This is a genomic window from Streptomyces sp. NPDC091281, from assembly GCF_044757425.1.
Classification (GTDB): Bacteria; Actinomycetota; Actinomycetes; order Streptomycetales; family Streptomycetaceae; genus Streptomyces.
Window position 1 is genome coordinate 336311 of the sequence record NZ_JBIVUY010000008.1, and the last position, 17290, is coordinate 353600.

A 17290-nucleotide genomic window follows, 5' to 3' on the forward strand; every position below is an offset into this window, starting at 1 on the left:
CCGCTCCCGGTGACCGCTCGTCGGCGGTCGGGTCGGCGGTCCGGTCGATGGTCTGGCCAGTGGTCGGGTCGGCGGTCCGGTCGATGGTCTGGCCAGTGGTCGGGTCGGCGGTCCGGTGGCGGCCTGTTATCCGGGGGAGGCGGCGGTGGGGTGCCCGGTACCCTGGGAGCTGTTTCACGTGAAACATCCGCCCGATCCGCCCTGATCCGCCCGATCTGCACAGACTGGATGAAACGACGATGCATCGGTACAGGTCCCACACCTGCGGCGAGCTCCGCGCCTCTGACGTCGGCACCGACGTCCGGCTGAGCGGCTGGCTGCACAATCGGCGCGACCTGGGCGGCATCCTCTTCATCGATCTGCGCGATCACTACGGCATCACCCAGCTGGTGGCCCGCCCCGGCACCGCCGCCTACGACGCCCTCGACAAGCTGACCAAGGAGTCCACGGTCCGCGTCGACGGCAAGGTCGTCTCCCGCGGCGCCGAGAACGTCAACCCGGACCTGCCGTCCGGTGAGGTCGAGGTCGAGGTCGGCGAGGTCGAGCTGCTCGGCGCCGCCCAGCCGCTGCCGTTCACCATCAACGCCGAGGACGGGGTGAACGAGGAGCGCCGTCTGGAGTACCGCTTCCTCGACCTGCGCCGCGAGCGCATGCACCGCAACATCATGCTGCGCACGGCCGTGATCTCCGCGATCCGGCACAAGATGGTGGCGCTCGGCTTCAACGAGATGGCGACGCCGATCCTCACCGCGACCTCCCCCGAGGGCGCGCGCGACTTCGTCGTGCCGTCCCGGCTGCACGCGGGCCGCTTCTACGCGCTGCCGCAGGCGCCGCAGCAGTTCAAGCAGCTGCTGATGGTCTCCGGCTTCGACCGCTACTTCCAGATCGCGCCCTGTTTCCGCGACGAGGACGCGCGCGCGGACCGCTCGCCCGGCGAGTTCTACCAGCTCGACGTCGAGATGAGCTTCGTCGAGCAGGAGGACGTCTTCCAGCCGATCGAGAAGCTGATGACGGAGCTGTTCACGGAGTTCGGCGGCGGCCGTGAGGTCACCTCGCCGTTCCCGCGGATCCCGTTCCGCGAGTCGATGCTGAAGTACGGCTCCGACAAGCCGGACCTGCGGGCCCAGCTGGAACTGGTCGACATCACCGACGTCTTCGCGGGCTCGGAGTTCAAGGCGTTCGCGGGCAAGCACGTGCGCGCGCTCCCCGTCCCGGCCGTCCAGGACCAGCCCCGCAAGTTCTTCGACCAGCTCGGCGACTTCGCCGTCTCGCAGGGCGCCAAGGGCCTTGCCTGGGTGCGCGTCGCCGAGGACGGCTCGCTGTCCGGGCCGATCGCGAAGTTCCTCACCGAGGACGACGTGGCCGAGCTGACCAAGCGGCTGTCGCTGGCCGCCGGGCACGCGGTGTTCTTCGGCGCGGGCGAGTTCGACGAGGTCTCCAAGATCATGGGCGCGGTCCGCGTCGAGGCCGCCCGCCGGGCCGGCCACTTCGAGGAGAACGTCTTCCGGTTCTGCTGGATCGTCGACTTCCCGATGTACGAGAAGGACGAGGAGACCGGAAAGATCGACTTCTCGCACAACCCGTTCTCGATGCCGCAGGGCGGCATGGACGCCCTGGAGAACCAGGACCCGCTGGACATCCTGGCCTGGCAGTACGACATCGTCTGCAACGGCGTCGAGCTGTCCTCCGGCGCGATCCGTAACCACGAGCCCGACATCATGCTGAAGGCGTTCGCCCTCGCCGGGTACGAGGCCGAGACCGTCGAGCGCGAGTTCGCGGGCATGCTGCGCGCGCTGCGCTTCGGCGCCCCGCCGCACGGTGGCATCGCCCCCGGCGTCGACCGCATCGTGATGCTCCTCGCCGACGAGCCCAACATCCGCGAGACGATCGCCTTCCCGCTCAACGGCAACGCCCAGGACCTCATGATGGGCGCCCCCACCGAGCTGGACGAGACCCGCCTGCGCGAACTGCACCTGACGGTGCGCAAGCCGCAGCCGAAGTAGTAGCGGCGGGCATAGGGTGCCTGCGAGAGGGTCCGGGATCGGTGATCCCGGGCCCTCTTCGCGTTGCGCGCCGTCTGCCCGCGGGGTCATCGCTCGGGAGGGTCCTTCGGCGCGGCGCAGCCGGGGCAGCGGTGGGGGTCGGGGCCTCGGTAGGCGTGGTCGCAGGAGTCGCAGTTGCGGAGGGGGTGGCGGAGCGGTGGTGGGGGTGGGGGCGTCTGTCTCGGCGGGCCGGGTGGGGGCAGGGGTGGGAGGTTCGCGGTCAGGCGGTGGGCCAGGAAGGCGGCCGGTCTGACCAGGGGTTCCAGGGGGAGGCCGGTGGACAGGGCGCGGCGTACGGCGGTGGGGGTCAGGTCCCGTTCCAGCCAGGCGGCCACGCCCGGCGCGAGGTGGTCGGCGTCGGTCGCCGAGAGCAGCAGGCGGGGGTCCTCCCGGCGGAGGGACGCCAGGACCTCCGTAGCTGCCTGGAGGGCGGCCGGGGAGGTGTACGCGGGCTTCGGTACGTCGGGGAGGGCGCGGGGGCGGCGGGGGGTCGGGTTCTGGCGGGGGGCGGGACGCTCCGGTGCTGCCCCCTCGGGGGTGGGGGCGGACGGGGCGCCGGGGCCGGGGGTGCGGGTGTCGTCCGCCGTACGGGCCCGCTTGGGCTGGTTGCAGGAGACGGTGCGGGTGATGATGCGGCCCTCGGTGGTGCGCTCGCGCGTGCGGCGCAGGTAGCCGTGCGCCTCCAGTTCGCGCAGGGCGGCGGCGATCCGGGCCGCGCCCTCCGGGAAGCGGGCCGCCAGGCTCTTGATGTCGATCGCGGCGCCCGTCGGCAGCGACTGGATGTGGCAGGCCAGACCGATCGCCAGCAGCGACAGATCCTCGTGCTGCGCCAGGTGGTTGCCGATCACCGTGAAGCGGGTGGTGTGCCGCGCGTTGTCGTGGGTGACGCCACCGGTCGGATGCGCGTTCGCGCGGGGGCGCCGGAAGGAGTGGCTTTTCCCGCCGATACGGGACTGGGGGCGGCGGTGCGCGCTAGGGTTCTGAGTGTCCATCGGGAAGGTGATGCTTCCTAGGTGGGGGCCATCGGGAAGGTGATGCTTCTTGGTGGTCAGGCCGTCGGGAAGGTGATGCTTCCTAGGTGGTCAGGCCCTCGCATCGGGATGGCAGTCCCTGCGAGGGCCGTCGTATGTCCGGGGTCGTGTTGTTTTGCTGCGCTGAGCGTAGGGCAGACAACCCCTCGCCTATCCAATCCAGTTGGGGATGTTCACCCTCCCGAGTGAGTCGCCGCCATGGGCGGGAGGGGTGGGGTCTGGTCCGGTTCCTTTCTCTCCAGTGGCTTCTTGTGGGAGATCGTCGGCGCCACCGGAGCACGGGCGGCCGGGTTCCGGTGCGAGCGATGTTTCCGCAGGTCGGCGCTTTGCCAGATCGAGTTCAGCCCATACGGTCTTCCTCGGGAACGGGCCGCGCTCGACTCCCCAGCGGTCCGCCAGGGCCTCGATCAGCAGCAGACCGCGCCCCGACTCGTCCTCGGGACCGGGTACTCGGCGGTGCGGGAGGTCGTCCCCTCGGGTGTCCGCGACCTCGATACGGAGCGTCGCCGCGTCCACGAGAAGAGCGAGGCGGAAGTCCCTGCCGGGGAACCGGCCGTGGGTGGCCGCGTTCGCGGCGAGTTCGGCGATGAGGTGCTCCGCGGTCTCGGGGACGGGGTGAGGCAGGTTCCGGGCGCGCAGCCAGTCCGTGGCGAGGAGACGGGCCAGGCGGGCGCCTCGGGGGGCGGGGGAGAGCAGCACCGTGAAGTCGTTTGTGGGTGGCTGGAGTTGGGTGGGGGCGGACTCGTCGTCTCGGTGACCAGGGAGGACGTGAGGAGGTCCGGTATCCGAAGAGGTGCGGAATCCGGGCCGGAGCGAGTTCAGCCGGCCTTCGAACGACACCCGGCCTCTATCCGTCCACTTCGGCCTGGAAGAGGCGTCGCCGCGTCGGTAGGCCGGGGGCACAATGACGTGGCGGCGCTAGAGCGGGGAGAAACATGATGCGCAAGACATCCGCCGGGGACCTCGCCGAGCTGGTGTGGTTCAAGAGCAGCTACAGCGGTGGCAACGACGGCACTTCGTGCGTCGAGTTGGCTCTCACTCCCGGCACGGTGCACGTGCGTGACTCCAAGCAGGCCGACGGGCCGCGGCTCGCGCTCACTCAGGGTGCGTGGGCGGGGTTCGTGGCTCACGCCTCCGGGCGCTGACGGTCGGCATCGGTCAACTGTGAGGAGAGCTGGATGCGTGAGTCATCCACGGCGGGCGTGGCTGAGCTGGTGTGGTTCAAGAGCAGCTACAGCGACGGTACGGATGGCGAATCGTGCGTCGAGCTGGCTCTGACGTGGTTCAAAAGCACGTACAGCGGTGGCACGGACGGCGAATCATGTGTCGAACTCGCCCTTGCTCCGGGCACGGTGCACGTGCGGGATTCCAAGCAGGTCGCGGGATCGCGGCTCGTGCTCACGCCGGATGCGTGGGCCAGCTTCGTGGCTCACGCCTCGGAGCGCTGATCGGCGCCGCGCAGTCGGTGGGAGGTTCGGATGCGTCAGTCGTCCGCCGGGCTCGTTTGGTTCAAGAGCAGCTACAGCAGCGGCAATGACGGCAACTCCTGTGTCGAGCTGGCTCTGGAGTGGTTCAAGAGCACGTACAGCGACGGGAACGAAGGGGACTCGTGCGTCGAGTTGGCTCTCGCTCCCGGCACTGTGTACGTGCGGGACTCCAAGTGGGCTGATGGGGCGCGGCTTGTGGTTTCACCCGGCGTGTGGGGTGGGTTTGTGGGGTTTGCCTCGGGGCGTTGAAAAGGGAGGGGGACGCTGTGGGCGTCTCCCTCCCTTTCTCAGGGGGTGAGGGGTGTTACTCCGTCACGCCTCCGAAGCGCTCCTTGTAGGCCGTCAGGTCGTCTTCCGTGAGCTTGGCGAAGAGGACCGGGGGGACCGTGAAGGGGGTGCCCGCGGGGACTCCGGTGAGGGTGCGGGCCTCTTCCTGGGTGGTCCAGGTGGCCGTGTCGTCGGGGAGCGTGAACGCCTCACGCATGGCGCGCGACGAGGACGGGATCAGGGGCTCCGAGACCACCGCGTACAGGTGGATCAGGTTCATCGCCGTACGCAGCGTCAGCGCCGCCGCCTCCTGGTCCGTCTTGATCTGGAGCCAGGGCGCCTTCTCCTCCAGATACGAGTTGCCCGCCGACCACAGGGCCCGCAGCGCCGCCGCCGCCTTGCGGAACTGGAGCGCCTCCATCTGCGTCTCGTACTCCGCCAGCAGCCGCGCGATCTCCTCGCCGAGACGCGCCTCCGCCTCCCCCGGCACCCCGCCCTCGGGCACCGCGTCGCCGAAGCGCTTGCGGGAGAACGACAGGACGCGGTTGACGAAGTTGCCCAGCGTGTCCGCCAGGTCCTTGTTCACCGTCGCCGTGAAGTGCTCCCACGTGAACGACGAGTCGTCCGACTCGGGCGCGTTGGCGATCAGGAAGTAGCGCCAGTAGTCCGCCGGGAGGACGTCCAGCGCCTGGTCGGTGAAGACACCCCGCTTCTGCGACGTGGAGAACTTCCCGCCGTAGTACGTCAGCCAGTTGAACGCCTTGACGTAGTCGACCTTCTTCCACGGCTCCCGCACGCCCAGCTCCGTCGCCGGGAACATCACCGTGTGGAACGGGACGTTGTCCTTCGCCATGAACTCCGTGTAGCGCACCGACGCGTCCGCCTCGTACCACCACGACTTCCAGTCACGGTGCTCCGGGTCGGCGTCCGACCACTCCTTCGTCGCCCCGATGTACTCGATCGGCGCGTCGAACCAGACGTAGAAGACCTTGCCCTCGGCCGCCAGCTCCGGCCACGTGTCCGCCGGGACCGGCACGCCCCAGTCCAGGTCACGCGTGATCGCCCGGTCGTGCAGGCCCTCCGTCAGCCACTTGCGGGCGATCGACGACGCCAGCTGCGGCCAGTCCGCCTCGTGCCGCGCGACCCACTCCTCCACCTCGTGCTGGAGCTTCGACTGGAGCAGGAACAGGTGCTTCGTCTCGCGCACCTCCAGCTCCGTCGACCCCGAGATCGCCGACCTCGGATTGATCAGGTCCGTCGGGTCCAGCACGCGCGTGCAGTTCTCGCACTGGTCGCCGCGCGCCTTGTCGTAGCCGCAGTGCGGGCACGTGCCCTCGACGTAGCGGTCCGGCAGGAAGCGGCCGTCGACCGGCGAGTACACCTGCCGGATCGCCCGCTCCTCGATGAAGCCGTTCTCGTTCAGGCGGCGCGCGAAGTGCTGCGTGATCTCGACGTTCTGTTCGCTGGAGCTGCGGCCGAAGTAGTCGAACGCCAGCGCGAAGCCGTCGTACACCGCCTTCTGCGCGTCGTGCGCCTGCGCGCAGAACTCGGCGACCGACAGGCCGGCCTCCTTCGCGGCCAGCTCCGCGGGGGTGCCGTGCTCGTCGGTGGCGCAGATGTACAGGACGTCGTGGCCGCGCTGGCGCAGGTACCGGGAGTACACGTCCGCCGGGAGCATGGACCCCACCATGTTGCCCAGGTGCTTGATCCCGTTGATGTACGGAAGGGCGCTGGTGATGAGGTGTCGAGCCATCGTGGCTGCTCCCAGGTAGGTACGTGCTCGGAAGCTTGAAATCGTAGCCGACATGGGGGGGCCGCCCGCTTCCCGTTTTAGAGGGTGGAAGGGGCGGCCCGGGGGTGGGAGATGGGGGACGGGGGGTGGGGGTGGTGCCGATGGCGGGTGCCGTGCCGTCTACGGGCGCCAGTTCTTCAGGACGCCCTCGTACAGTTCCTGGTCGGTCAGCTCCAGGGGCGTCGGGCCCGCGTGGAAGAACGACGTGTTCGGGGTCTTCAGCCTGCGGAGATAGTCGAACGCCTTGTTGTCGTGCTCACCGAAGCCGACGAACGAGAAGAACAGCGCGGGGTGGTTCTTCGCCGCGTCCGTCAGAGCGGCCGTCGCCGGGGTCTTCGCGTCCGGGGCGCCGTCCACCTGGAAGACCACCAGGGCGGGGGTGGGGGTGCTGGTGGGGGTGGCCGCGGTCGTCTTCTCGTGGTGGGTCACCACCGCCTCGATGGCGGCGTGGTAGCTCGTACGGCCCATACGGCCCAGCCCCGCGTGCAGGTCGTCGATCTTCGACTCGGGGTCGGTGACGGTGAGGTCCGTCGTGCCGTCGACCTCGGTGGAGAACAGGACGACGTGGACCGAGGTGTCCTCCGGGGTTCCCGTGGGGGTGAGGTGGGCGGCCAGGGCCAGGGTCTGGTGGGCCAGGGCCTGGACCGAGCCGTCCTTGTAGTACGGGCGCATGGAGGAGGAGCGGTCGAGGACGAGGTAGACGTGGGCGGTGGTGGAGGTGAGGTTCAGGTGGGTGAGGGTGGGGGTGGCCGCGGTGTGGGCGGTGAGGAGGTGGGCGGGGAGGGGGGTGCTTGCGGGGAGGGGGGTCGGTCCGGCCTCGGCTTCGCCTTCGGCCGGGTCGTTCCCACCCGCACCACCCGTGCGGGATGCGTTGTCGGGTGCGGGTGGCCCCTGCGGGGCTTCCTCGCCGTCGGCGACCTCGGGCTCCGGGGTGGTCGCCCCGGCCTCCGCCTCCGCCTGCGGCGTCGGCGTCGATACGGGGGCGGACTCCTCGGCCAGCGGCGCGGGCTCCTCCGCCACAGCGGGCTCGGCGGCCGCGACCGGCTCGGGCGTCTCCGCGACCGGCGCGGTCTCGGTTGACTCCGCCACGGGCTCGGCCACCGGCTCCGCCGGGACCGTCTCCTCGGCCGCCGGGGCGGACTCCGTCGTGGGCTCCTCCACGACCGGGGCCTCAGCCACCGGGTCTTCGGCCGCGACGGGCGACTCGGCCACCGCAGCGGTCTCGACCGCGGGCTCGGGCTCGGTCACCGGAGTGGGCTCCGCCACCGGCTCTTCGGCCACGACCGGCGCCTCCGCCACGGGGGCGGTCTCCTTGGCGGGCTCGGGCTCACTCACCGGGGCGGTCTCGACCGCGGGCTCCGGCTCGGTCACCTGAGCGGGCTCCACCACCGGGTCTTCGACCGCGACCGGCTCCTCGACCGCGGCGGCAGCCTCCTCGGCCACCGGCGCCACAGCCTCGGGCTTCTCCTCGACCGGGGCAGCCTCCACGACCGGAGCAACCTCCGCGACCGGCGCAGCCTCGACCACCGGCTCCACCTCGATCACCGGCTCCGCCTCAGGCGCAGCCTCGGTCACCGGAGCGTCAGTGGCAACCGCATCAGCCGGAGCCTCAGCCACCGGCTCAACCTCCGCCACCGGCTCGGACGCAGCGTCAGCGGCAACCGCCTCAGCCGGAGCCTCGGCAACCGCCCCAGGCGCAGCCTCAACCTCCGCCACCGGCTCGGCCGCAGCCTCAACCCCAGGCTCCGCCTCAACCCCAGGCTCCGCCCCAACCGCACCCCCCGTCAAAGCCTCCGCCTGCGCCCCAGGCGCAGCCTCCGCCTCGCCCCCGTTCAGGGGCCCCTCCTCCACCGGCCTGCTCGGCTTCGGGACCGTGATGTTGTCGAAGGCCGCTGCCACCAGGTCGTGTTCGTCCTGGGACGTGCGGGGCTCCGGGACCGTGGCCGTCGGCTCCGGTGCCGTCGGCTCGGGGGAGGCCGGCTCGGGGGCCGGGGCGGGAATCGGTGCGGTGGCGGATTCCGGGGTGCTCTCGGGCTGCGAGGGAACCCGGTCCGCACCCTCCGTCTCGGGGGTCCGCTGCTTGCGTGACCGGCCGAACGCGTTCCGCAGGAGAGTGAGAATGCCCATGTACGCAACCCTTCGCGTGAGTTGATCCCCGTCAATCCCTGGCCAGGACGGACACGTAAGGTTAGCGGCCCCAGGGGGTGATCTTGGGCAGGGGTGAGTAGAGGAAGCGGGGGTGTGTCAACACCGCCTCCGGGCCGCCCGCGGCCACCCGCCCCGCCGTCCCGTTCGCAAAGTCGCCGTCAAGCCCCGGCCGCTCTCAACCGGCCACCGGCTGCCGGGCGTTCACCCCTCGTTCACCCAGCGTCAGCGCCTCCGCACGTACGTACGCCTAGCGTCACGATCACACCAAGCGTACTTAAGGGGAGATTCAAGGTGCGCAAGCTGCTGCCGCTCATCGCCACACCGTCCCGTTCCTCTGAAATGTCCCATTCCCACCCCGGCGGACGGTCCGCCCTGACCTGCCGCTTCCGCTGCGGTGACGCCTGTTTCCAGGACGTGCCCAACACCAGCGACAACGCCTACGTCGGTGACGTCATCGCGGGCGCCCTCAGCCGCCGCTCGATGATGCGGGCCGCCGCCGTCGTGACCGTCGCCGGAGCCGCCGGGGCCGGCGGGCTCGTCGATCCCGCGCCCGCCTCGGCCGCCACCCCGCAGGGGCTGCCCGCCCACGGCGGTCACCACGGAGGGCATCCGCAGAAGCCGAAACCGAGCCGCGGTGCCCGCGGCCTGCGGTACAGCAGCGTCGCGCCGAACACCGCCGACGCCGTCACCGTCCCGGACGGGTACCGGCAGAACGTCGTCATCCGCTGGGGCGAGCCCATCCTGCGCGGGGCGCCCGCCTTCGACGCCGAGCACCAGACCCCGGCCGCCCAGGCGGGCCAGTTCGGCTACAACAACGACTTCCTCGCCCTGCTGCCGCTGCCCGGCGAGCGCCACCGCCAGCTCCTCGTCGCCAACCACGAGTACACCGACGAGATCCTGATGTTCCGCGGCTACGACGCCGCCAACCCCACCCGCACCCAGGTCGAGATCGCCTGGGCCGCGCACGGGCTCTCCGCCGTCGTCGTCGAGGGCGACCGCCGTACCGGCAAGCTCGTCGCCGTGCCCCGGCACCCGCTCAACCGGCGTCTCACCGCCACCAGCGAGTTCCGGCTCACCGGGCCCGCCGCCGGGTCCCCGCTGCTGCGCACCTCCGCCGACCCGACCGGCCGCACAGTCCTCGGCACGCTCAACAACTGCTCCGGCGGCACCACCCCGTGGGGCACCACGCTGCACGGCGAGGAGAACTTCAACCAGTACTTCGCCAACAGCTCCCGCCCCACCGACAAGCGGTACGGCATCGGCATGGGCGCCTCCGAGCGCAAGTGGGAGCGTTTCGACCAGCGCTTCGACGTCGCCCAGGAGCCCAACGAGGTCCACCGCTTCGGCTACGTCGTCGAACTCGACCCGTACGACCCGCACTCCGTGCCCCGCAAGCACACCGCGCTCGGCCGGTTCAAGCACGAGGCCGCCACCGTCCGCCTCACCGACGACGACCGCCCCGTCGTCTACACCGGCGACGACGAGCGCTTCGACTACTTCTACAAGTTCGTCAGCAGCAAGCGGATGCGGCACGGCGGCAGCCGCTCCGCCCGCGAGCACAACCTCTCCCTCCTCGACGAGGGCACCCTCTACGTCGCCAAGCTCACCGGCGACTCCCCCGCCATCGAGATCGACGGCACCGGCAAGCTCCCCAACGACGGCGAGTTCGACGGGGCCGGGCAGTGGATACCGCTCGCCACCGCCACCGCCAAGGGCGCCGTCTCGCACGTCCCCGGCATGAGCGCCGACGAGGTGTTCGTCTTCACCCGGCTCGCCGGGGACAAGGTCGGCGCCACCAAGATGGACCGCCCCGAGGACATCGAGCCCAACCCGGTCAGCGGCAAGGTCTACGTCGCCCTCACCAACAACACCAACCGCGGTGTCGGCGCCAACCCGGCCGCCGACGAGGCCAACCCGCGCAACGCCAACAAGCACGGGCACGTCCTGGAGCTGACCGAGCACCGCAACCGCGCCGAGGCCACGACGTTCGGCTGGTCGCTCTTCCTCGTCGCCGGTGACCCCGACGACCCGGCGACCTACTTCGCGGGCTTCCCCAAGGACGACGTCAGCCCGATCTCCTGCCCGGACAACGTCGCCTTCGACCCGCACGGCAACCTGTGGATCTCCACCGACGGTGCCCAGCTCGGCTCGCACGACGGCCTGTTCGGCGTCGCCACCCGCGGCGAGCGGCGCGGTGAGCTGAAGCAGTTCCTCACGGTGCCCAAGGGCGCCGAGACCTGCGGTCCGCTCATCCAGGAGCGGCGCGTCCTCGTCGCCGTGCAGCATCCGGGCGAGCTGGACGGTGCCACCGTCGAGAACCCGAAGAGCACCTGGCCCGACGGACCGGGGCGCATCGTCCGCCCGGCCGTCGTCGCCGTCTGGCGCGCCGACGGCGACGACATCGGCGTCTGAGGAAGCGTGGAGGGGGGCGGTGGTGGTCTGCGGGCCGCCGTCGTCCCCGCCCCCGCTCAGCCCCCTCCCGGCGGGCCTCAGCGCGCCGTGTGCAGGGTCAGGTCGACCAGCAGGGCGCGGTGGTCGGTGTCCGGCAGGTCCAGGAAGCGGGCGCGGTCCGCCGAGAAGCCGGCGGAGACCAGGACGTGGTCGATCTGCGTGCCGAACGCCGGTGTCGTCCGCGTCGGCCAGGTCGGCTCCCGGTGCTTCCCGGCGAGGCGGGCCGCGTCCCGCAGGCCGGTGTCCAGGACGCGGCGGAACGCGGCGTGGTCCTGGGAGGCGTTGAAGTCCCCGGCGAGGATCAGCGGGCCGTCGTCGCGGTGTACGCCGGCGAAGTCCCGCAGCCGGTCCAGCTCCCGCTTCCACAGGCTCACCTGGCGCGGCAACGGCGGCTTGGGGTGCGCGAGTTGCAGCCGTACGCGGTGGCCGTCGACGTCCGCGACCGCGCCGGGCATGCCCATCCGGCCGGGGACGGCGGGGGCCGGGGTGAGCGGGTGGCGGCTGAGGATCACCGAGCCGACGGAGGTGTCGCCGGGGACGGCCGCCCGGTGCGGGTAGGCCGACCCGAGCCGCCGCTCCAGGGCCGCCTGGCAGCCGTACTCGCACTCGGCGACGAAGACGACGTCGGGCCGTTCGCGGCGGACCGCGTCGATGAGGGGCACCGTCGCCTGGCCGAACTCCACGTTCGCGGTGAGGACGCGCAGCCGGGCGACGGCGGGGCCGGTCGGCTCGTCGGCGGTGCCGTAGGGCTCGGTGAACCAGGCGAGCAGGGCGAGGACGGCCACGCCCCACACCAGGCCGGTCCACCAGCGGGTGACCAGGGTCAGCAGCAGGGCGAGGCCGGTCGGCACCAGCAGCCAGGGCAGGAAGGCGAGGAGCTGCGGGACCGGCGTCAGGGCGTCGGTGCCGGCCGCCCGGCAGCCGACGACCACGCTCACCCCGGCCAGCAGCAGCCCCGCGCACCACGCCCCGAACCGGCGCCCCCGCCCCCGCGGGCGGCCACCGGCCCCGGACCCGTCAGCGGAACTCCCGTACGACCTCGATGGTCCCGACGATGTGCGCGTTGAACTCATCCAGCTCCTCCGCCGGTACCCACAGCTCCAGGATGGTCGACCCGCCCGCCTGCCGCACCGGGTACCGCCGCAGGAACGCGCTGTCGACCTCGAAGCGGGTGACGTGGCCGACGCCGGAGGCGGGCACGTTCCAGTCGCGGGCGATGCGGATCGCGTAGTCCTCGTTCAGGACCGGGTAGAAGATCGGCTGGTCGGGCAGGCGCGGCGGCCAGGCCCGCCACCCGGAGGCCGCCACCAGCGCCAGTTCCTCGGGGCCGGTGGGGCGCCAGAGGGTCGTGGTCGGCGGGGGCGTGGGCCCGGTGGCTGGCTGGGTGGCGGTCGTGGTGGTCATGGAGGACGACGGTAGCCGCGCCCTGCGCGCCCCGGCCAGGTGGTTACGGCGGCTCAGACCTGTGCGTGGGTCGGCTCCGGCGGGGCCGGGGCGGGCACCGGGCCGGGGGCGGTGCGGCGGCGGTGGGCCGCGCGGACGGCCTGGGCGAGGTGGACGGTCGCGGCCAGTCCGAGGCCGACGGCCAGCAGGAACCAGGACGTGGCGCGCAGGGTCGTGGTGAGCGCGTCGTAGACGGCGCCCGCGGCGGGCCGGTGCGCCGGGTCCGGGAGGTCCGCGAGGGTCAGCCGGCGGCCCAGAGCGACGGCCAGGCCGAGGAAGGCGCCGCCGAGGGCCGTGCCGAGGGCCGCCGCGGTGACCGCCCGGCGGCGGCAGGCCGCGACCGCGATCCCGGCCACGGCGAGGACGACGGCCGCGAGCGGCAGCCAGAATCCGGCGACGTCGAGCACGTGGTACCCCTTCCGGAGGGTGGTCAGCTCGCCGGGCGGCAGCAGCGCGACGCGGGTGTGGGCGAGCGGCACCCGGTCGGCGAACGGGACCCGTTCGGCGGCCAGTTGCTCCCGTATACGGGTGGCGACCGGGGCGAGGTCGACGGTGACCTCGCCGGAACGGTCGTCGTGCAGGGCCGCCATCACGGCCGAGTGGGCCGCCTCGTTGCCCGCGTCCCAGGCCGTGCGGTAGGCGCGGGTGTGGGTGAAGGAGCGGACCGCGTCGTGCACGAACGGCGACACCTCGGGGTGCAGCGGGCCGCGCTCGGCGGTCGCCCGGCGCAGGATGCCGTCGCCCACGGTGTCCACGACGGCGTCCCGTACGTCCGGGTCGGAGGCGAGCGGCGCCATCGTCGTCACGTACCGGCCGGTGTCCGTCAGGTCGTACGCCGCCCAGGCCGCCAGCGCGCCGAACGGCAGCAGGAGGCAGGACAGCGCGATCAGGGCGGCCGACACGGCGGTCCGCAGGCTCCGGGACACGTCTCCAGGCAAGGCCGTACGGGGGCCTTGCGCGAGCCGGGGGAGGCCGGTCGGGGGACGGGGAGCCGAGAGCGGCTACGTGAGGTGGTGGCCCTCCGCGTCCTCGTGGGTGTAGTAGCGGTAGAACAAGGTCACGGCCGTGCCCGCGGCGACCACCAGGGAGACCCCGGCCGAGAACAGCACGCTCGCTCCCGTCTGGTTGACCAGGAACCCGAGGGCGCAGCCGGTGAACGCGCCCCACAGCGCGGCGTGCACCTCACGGCGCTCCCGCGACGCCACGGCGCGCACGGCGACGTAGAGGACCGCGAAGACGAGGGCGACGACGAAGCCGAACAGGACGTTCCAGCCGGTGATCGGACCGGCGTTGCGCCGGTTCGCCGCCGCCCAGTAGCCGTAGACGAGCGCGAGCCCGACGGGCACCGCCCACGTCATCACCAGGTGGGTCCGGTCGCCGAAGACGTCGGCCGGGGTGGACCGGGTCCGCCGCCGCATCCCCGGCGCGGGTGCCGCATGTGCCATGGGACCGCTCCTCTCGTCTCTCCCGCCCCTGGTCTCCAGGGCACACCTGGGGGGCGGCCGGGGCAAGTCGGGGCGGCCCGGCGGCCCGGATGCGGGGCCCGCCGGGCCGTGCTTCGCTGTTGCGGTGAGCGACCGACGGGGCAGGGGGCCGACCGCGCGTCCCCCGCGCCGCACCCGGCCCCGGCGCCGCACCCGCCCCGCGGACCGGTCGGGCGCTCCGCCGCCCGCCCGCCACCCGCGCCTGGCCCGCCTGCGCCCCCGCCGCCGGGAGGTCGTCCGGCGGCAGCAGCTCCTCCAGATCCGCGGGCACAGCGTGACCTGGCTGGTCCCTCTGCTCACCCTCGTCGGTATCGCCGCCGCCGACTACAACACCAGCGGCGAGTTCCGCGTCGTGTCCTGGTGCGTGTTCGTCGCGGCCATCGCCGCCGCGCTGTGCGGGGTGTGGACGACGGCCCTCTTCGCGGTCCTCGCCCTCCTCACCTTCGTCGCGGGCGACGCCGCCTGGCCCGACCAGTACCGCGCCGGTCCGGCCGACTTCGTCCTCGTCCTGATCGGCGGCGTCCTCTCCGTGCTCGCCGCCGCGCTGCGGGTGCGCGGCGAGGGACGGCTGCTGCACATCCGGCACATCGCCGACACCACCCGCCGTACGGTGCTGCGCCCGCTGCCGCCCGTCTGGGGCGGCCTCGACCACGCCGCCGTCTACCTCTCCGCCGACGCCGACGCCCGCGTGGGCGGCGACTTCTACGACATCCAGCCCGGCCCGCACGGCACGCGGGTGCTGCTCGGCGACGTCCAGGGCAAGGGCCTCGGCGCGGTGGAGGCGGCCGCCGCGCTGCTCAGCACCTTCCGCGAGGCCGCCTACCACGAGGCCGACCTGCGGACGGTCGCCGACCGGCTGGAGACACGGATGCGGCGCCACCGCGAGCACACCGTCGCCCTCGGCCGCGACGACGGCGACCGGTTCGCCACCGCCGTGCTGCTGGACTTCCCCGACGGCACCGAGGGCGTCGTGGACCTCGTCCGGTTCGGCCACGACGCGCCCCTCGCCGTCGGCCCGGCGGGCGTCCGCGTCCTGCCGCACGGCGACGGACTGCCCCTCGGCCTCGCCGCCCTCGCCCCGCTCGCGCCGCCCGAGGTACGGCGCACGGCCCTCGCCCCCGAGGAGACGCTGCTGCTGTGCACCGACGGCGTCACCGAGGCCCGCGACCGCTCCGGCACGTTCTACGCCCTCGCCGAGGACCTCGCCGCCGGGGTCGCCCGCGTCCCGCGCACCGCCGACCCCGACCGGCTGGTCGCCTTCGTCCGTGACGGCACCCTGCGCCACTGCCGGGGCCGCCTCGCCGACGACACGACGATCTTCGCGGTCCGCCGGGCCCGGCCGGACACCCCGCGCGACGAAGACCCCGTACGAGGACATCTGCCGTCCTGACGCCCTCCCGCGGGGTGTCAGCGGCTACGGTGCTGACGTACGTGATCGACAGCTGACGTACGTGACCGACAGGGGGAGGCGCGATGCCCGGAACCGTGCTGCTGCTGGCGGCCTCACCGATGGGCCGGGGCTGCCTGGTCGACGCCGCCTCCGTGCTCCCCGTCCTCGGGGCGGTGCCGCCCGCGGTGCTCTCCGGCACCGACACCGCGAACGTCGTCGAACTCGCCGACCCGCTGGACCCGCAGGCCGTGCTGACCCGGCTGCGGGCCGCCGCCACCGCGCCCGGCCCGCTCACCGTGTTCGTCGCCGGGCAGCTCCAGCTCGACCGCCGCCAGAAACTGCCCCACCTGGCCCTGGCCCGCACCACGCCCGCGACCGTCCGCTACACCGGCCTGCCCTGGCACTGGTTCCGGGAGGAACTGCGGCTGCGGCAGCCCGGCACGACCGACCTCCTGCTCGACCTGCGCGCCGACGCGGAGACCTGGCGCCTGCTGGACGGGCGGCCCCTGGACTGCGGGGCCGGGGTCACCGCCCACGGCCGGATCGCGCCGCCCGCCCGGCGGCGGGGGCTCGCCGCGCCGACCTACATGAAGGCCGTCGCGACGATCCTGCGCAGCGGGGGCCGCCCGCCGGTGGAGCAACTGCACCTCATGGCGATGGAACGGGTCGTGCGGGAAGGGGAGACGGGGGATCTGGTGATCTCCGGGGCGGCCGACGGTGGGGCCGACGGTGCGGGGGCCGGGGCCGGGGCCGGGGCCGGTGCTGGGGCTGGGACGGGGGCTGTATCGGTGCCGGTGTCTGAGGCCGGGGCGGAGCCGGTGGCGGTGCCGGTTCCTGAGGCCGGGGCGGTGCCGGTGTCTGTGCCTGCCGCGCGGGTCTCCGGGCCGGTGCCTCCGGTTCCCTCCTCGGCCCCCGAGCCCACGCCCGCGGGCGCGGACGCCGTCGAGCCGCACGCGCTGATCTCGGCCGCCGTGCGGGCCGGGGACCATGCCGGGGCCGACGCGCTGGCCGCCGGGCAGGAGCGGGCCGCGCTCGCCGCGCGCGGGCCGGGGTCGGAGGAGGCGCTGCACTGGGCGGAGGTCCGCGCGGACCTCGCGATGTTCGCCGGGGACCCCGAGCGGAGCTGCCGCACCTGGATGGCGGTGGCGGAGGCGCGGCTCGCCGCGGGCCAGTCCGCGCGGGCGGCGGCGGTGGAGGCGGCCGTGGACCGGGCGCACCACCAGTGGGGCCGGATTCCCGACCCCGTACGGGCCCGCAGTCTCGGGCCGGACCTCACCGCGCTGCGCACCCGCGTGCCGGGCCGCCGCGAGGGCGCCCTCGACCACGTACGGGAACAGCTCCGCCAGCTCCAGACGCACTAGACCCGCCGGACGCACCAGACCCGCCGGACGCACCAGTCCGGTCGGATGCACCAGTCCCGTCAGATGCTTCGGACGCTTCGGCGCCGACCTCGTGCGACCGGGGCCGGGGCCGGGGCTGGGACCGGGTTCGGGGCCGGGGCGGGGTGGCTCAGCGGGCGGGGCGTTCTTGGGTGACCGTGGTGCCGGTGGTGCTCGTGGTGAGCGGCGGGGTGTCGGTCGCGCGGGCCGGGACCGCGTTGGCGGCGGTGATCAGGGCCGTGGCGGCGAGGACCGCGGCGGCGAGGGCGCGTGCGAGGCGCCCCGTCGGGCGCCCGGGGGGTGCGGATGTGCGATCCTGCACGGCGACCTCGCAGCGTCGGTACGGCGGCGGACGGGGAAACCGACAGCGGACAAT

16 protein-coding genes are annotated in these 17290 nt (G+C 73.1%); 7 read left to right on the forward strand and 9 right to left on the reverse strand.

All coding sequences use genetic code 11. The features are described 5' to 3' along the window. Positions 1-239: 239 nt before the first annotated feature. A complete protein-coding gene (gene aspS / locus ACIQPQ_RS22720; protein WP_401306291.1) occupies positions 240-2003 on the forward strand; it encodes an aspartate--tRNA ligase in 1764 nt (587 codons plus the stop codon). 86 nt (positions 2004-2089) lie between these two features. Here aspS and ACIQPQ_RS22725 read toward each other — a convergent pair whose 3' ends face one another. Beyond that, a complete protein-coding gene (locus ACIQPQ_RS22725; RefSeq protein WP_401306292.1) occupies positions 2090-3034 on the reverse strand; it encodes a helix-turn-helix domain-containing protein in 945 nt (314 codons plus the stop codon). A 189-nt stretch (positions 3035-3223) separates the two neighbouring features. Next, positions 3224-3772: an ATP-binding protein gene (locus tag ACIQPQ_RS22730; protein ID WP_401306293.1), complete on the reverse strand. Its 549-nt coding sequence runs from the start codon at positions 3770-3772 to the stop codon at positions 3224-3226. A 236-nt stretch (positions 3773-4008) separates the two neighbouring features. On the opposite strand from ACIQPQ_RS22730, the gene ACIQPQ_RS22735 reads away from it, so the two are divergent. Genes ACIQPQ_RS22735 through ACIQPQ_RS22745 form a run of 3 tightly spaced genes read left to right on the forward strand, consistent with a single transcriptional unit; the run spans position 4009 to position 4809 of the window. Continuing rightward, the gene (locus ACIQPQ_RS22735; protein ID WP_401306295.1) at positions 4009-4218 is read left to right on the forward strand and encodes a DUF397 domain-containing protein; all 210 of its coding nucleotides are present in this window, start codon (positions 4009-4011) and stop codon (positions 4216-4218) included. Positions 4219-4251: 33 nt separating this feature from the next. Continuing rightward, a complete protein-coding gene (locus ACIQPQ_RS22740; RefSeq protein ID WP_401306296.1) occupies positions 4252-4521 on the forward strand; it encodes a DUF397 domain-containing protein in 270 nt (89 codons plus the stop codon). A gap of 30 nt (positions 4522-4551) precedes the next feature. Continuing rightward, positions 4552-4809 carry a DUF397 domain-containing protein gene (locus tag ACIQPQ_RS22745; protein WP_383769685.1) on the forward strand — a complete coding sequence of 86 codons (258 nt, stop codon included), beginning with the start codon at positions 4552-4554 and terminating at the stop codon, positions 4807-4809. Positions 4810-4864: 55 nt separating this feature from the next. Here the strand turns inward: ACIQPQ_RS22745 and metG are convergent, their stop codons facing one another. Both metG and ACIQPQ_RS22755 read right to left on the reverse strand, forming a co-directional pair. Continuing rightward, complete coding sequence (gene metG / locus ACIQPQ_RS22750; protein WP_401306297.1) at positions 4865-6580, reverse strand: methionine--tRNA ligase; 1716 nt, start codon at positions 6578-6580, stop codon at positions 4865-4867. 159 nt (positions 6581-6739) lie between these two features. Further along, on the reverse strand, positions 6740-8746 hold the full coding sequence (locus tag ACIQPQ_RS22755; protein WP_401306298.1) for a VWA domain-containing protein: 2007 nt from the start codon (positions 8744-8746) through the stop codon (positions 6740-6742). 312 nt (positions 8747-9058) lie between these two features. Between ACIQPQ_RS22755 and ACIQPQ_RS22760 the strand changes: the two genes are divergently transcribed. Further along, positions 9059-11179 (forward strand): PhoX family protein, encoded by a 2121-nt coding sequence (locus tag ACIQPQ_RS22760; RefSeq protein WP_401306299.1) that lies wholly within the window; start codon positions 9059-9061, stop codon positions 11177-11179. 77 nt (positions 11180-11256) lie between these two features. Here ACIQPQ_RS22760 and ACIQPQ_RS22765 read toward each other — a convergent pair whose 3' ends face one another. From ACIQPQ_RS22765 to ACIQPQ_RS22780, 4 genes are all read right to left on the reverse strand, one after another. Beyond that, positions 11257-12291 (reverse strand): endonuclease/exonuclease/phosphatase family protein, encoded by a 1035-nt coding sequence (locus ACIQPQ_RS22765; RefSeq protein ID WP_401306301.1) that lies wholly within the window; start codon positions 12289-12291, stop codon positions 11257-11259. Continuing rightward, positions 12236-12622, reverse strand: a complete 387-nt coding sequence (locus ACIQPQ_RS22770) for a hypothetical protein (protein WP_401306302.1) — start codon at positions 12620-12622, stop codon at positions 12236-12238. Before ACIQPQ_RS22770 ends, ACIQPQ_RS22765 begins: the two co-directional genes overlap by 56 nt. A gap of 53 nt (positions 12623-12675) precedes the next feature. Beyond that, positions 12676-13587 (reverse strand): hypothetical protein, encoded by a 912-nt coding sequence (locus ACIQPQ_RS22775; RefSeq protein ID WP_401306303.1) that lies wholly within the window; start codon positions 13585-13587, stop codon positions 12676-12678. A gap of 75 nt (positions 13588-13662) precedes the next feature. Beyond that, positions 13663-14106, reverse strand: a complete 444-nt coding sequence (locus tag ACIQPQ_RS22780; RefSeq protein WP_401306305.1) for a hypothetical protein — start codon at positions 14104-14106, stop codon at positions 13663-13665. A gap of 241 nt (positions 14107-14347) precedes the next feature. Between ACIQPQ_RS22780 and ACIQPQ_RS22785 the strand changes: the two genes are divergently transcribed. Continuing rightward, the gene (locus tag ACIQPQ_RS22785) at positions 14348-15535 is read left to right on the forward strand and encodes a PP2C family protein-serine/threonine phosphatase (protein ID WP_401306480.1); all 1188 of its coding nucleotides are present in this window, start codon (positions 14348-14350) and stop codon (positions 15533-15535) included. Positions 15536-15618: 83 nt separating this feature from the next. After that, positions 15619-16896, forward strand: coding sequence for a hypothetical protein (locus ACIQPQ_RS22790; RefSeq protein WP_401306307.1), 1278 nt, complete (start codon positions 15619-15621; stop codon positions 16894-16896). Between the two features lie 148 nt (positions 16897-17044). On the opposite strand, the gene ACIQPQ_RS22795 is transcribed toward ACIQPQ_RS22790, so the two are convergent. Continuing rightward, a complete protein-coding gene (locus tag ACIQPQ_RS22795) occupies positions 17045-17236 on the reverse strand; it encodes a hypothetical protein (protein ID WP_383769659.1) in 192 nt (63 codons plus the stop codon). Positions 17237-17290 lie beyond the last annotated feature (54 nt).